At 71.4% G+C, this 1200-nt stretch carries 2 protein-coding genes; one reads left to right on the top strand and one right to left on the bottom strand.

From position 1 onward, the window contains the following. Positions 1–600: GNAT family N-acetyltransferase (locus tag FNX44_RS27045; RefSeq protein WP_323369690.1), on the top strand; the 600-nt coding region annotated here is incomplete at its 5' end. A gap of 19 nt (positions 601–619) precedes the next feature. Here FNX44_RS27045 and FNX44_RS27040 read toward each other — a convergent pair. Next, positions 620–1042: an acyl-CoA thioesterase gene (locus tag FNX44_RS27040; RefSeq protein WP_143651589.1), complete on the bottom strand. Its 423-nt coding sequence runs from the start codon at positions 1040–1042 to the stop codon at positions 620–622. Positions 1043–1200: the final 158 nt, after the last annotated feature.

The following is a 1200-nucleotide window of genomic DNA, read 5'->3' as shown; positions in this document are numbered from 1 at the left end:
GCCTTGGACTGCGGGGGTGGCACGGTGATCGAGATTCGGGACGCGATCAGGACGCGGCGGTTGGTGCTGCGGCCGTTCGAGGCGGCGGACGAGGACGACATGTACGCGTTCGAGTCCCTGCCCGAGGTGGCCCGGTATCTGTACAACGGCCCGAGGAGCCGGGCGGAGAACGCGGCCGAACTGGCGCGGCGGCAGAAGCTGACCGTCCTGCGGGACGAGGGCGACGCGTTGGTGCTGGCCGTCGAGGCGGACGGGCGGGTGATCGGCTACGTGCTGCTGGAGTGGCTGAGCGAGCGGCACCGGCAGGGGGAGTTCGGGTTTGTCTTCCACCCCGGGTACCACGGGCAGGGGTACGCGAGCGAGGCTGCCGTCGAGATGCTGCGGATCGGGTTCGAGGAGTTGGGCCTGCACCGGGTGATCGGGCGCTGTGATCCGCGCAACGAGGGCTCGTGGCGGCTGATGGAACGTCTGGGGATGCGGCGCGAGGCGTACTTCGTGGAGTCGGAGATCTTCAAGGGCGAGTGGGGCAGCGAACTGCACTACGCGTTGCTGGCCACGGAGTGGCGGGCGTCGCGGTGGGCGACGGCGCCGGAGGTGTGACGGCCCACGGCAAGAGGGCTCAGAGGCCCAGCAGGTCGGGGTCGGTCGCCAGGGCGCGGAGGCGGGCGGCGGGGTCGGGGACGAGCCGGCGGTCGGCGAGGTCCAACAGGCCTGCGACGCCGGTTAGTTCGGCGGCGAGGGCGCCGTCGACGCGAGTGATCTCCTGGCGCAGCCGGAACGTCTTGCCGCCGCCCCACTGCCAGGCGCAGCTCACCGTCACCTCGTCGCCCCCGCGCAGCTCGCGGTGGAACCTGATGGTGTTCTCCAGTGCCGCCGGGCCGACGCCGCTGGCCAGCAGGGACTCCTGGGTGATGCCGGCGGCCCGCAGGCACTCCCAGCGGGCGTGTTCGCAGTACTGGAGGTAGACGGCCTGGTTGAGGTGGCCCTGGGTGTCCAGCTCGTAGCCCCGGACGGTGATGTCGACCCGGAACGGTTCCACCATGGCGTGACCCGACCTTCCCGATACGTGTCCTGACGACGGACGATGTGGCACCAGCCTGCCATCCGCCGCGCGGGTACGCGGTGTCGGGTCACGCCGTGGCGCGGTCAGGAAACGGGCTTGGCGGTGGGTTGTTCGGGAGCGGCGGTGGGGCGGGGCAG

Origin of the sequence: Streptomyces alkaliterrae (genome assembly GCF_007097205.2) — a bacterium.
In the GTDB taxonomy this organism is placed as follows: domain Bacteria; phylum Actinomycetota; class Actinomycetes; order Streptomycetales; family Streptomycetaceae; genus Streptomyces; species Streptomyces alkaliterrae.
Note: the sequence above shows the minus strand (reverse complement) of the source record. Positions and strands in the feature narration are given on the sequence as shown.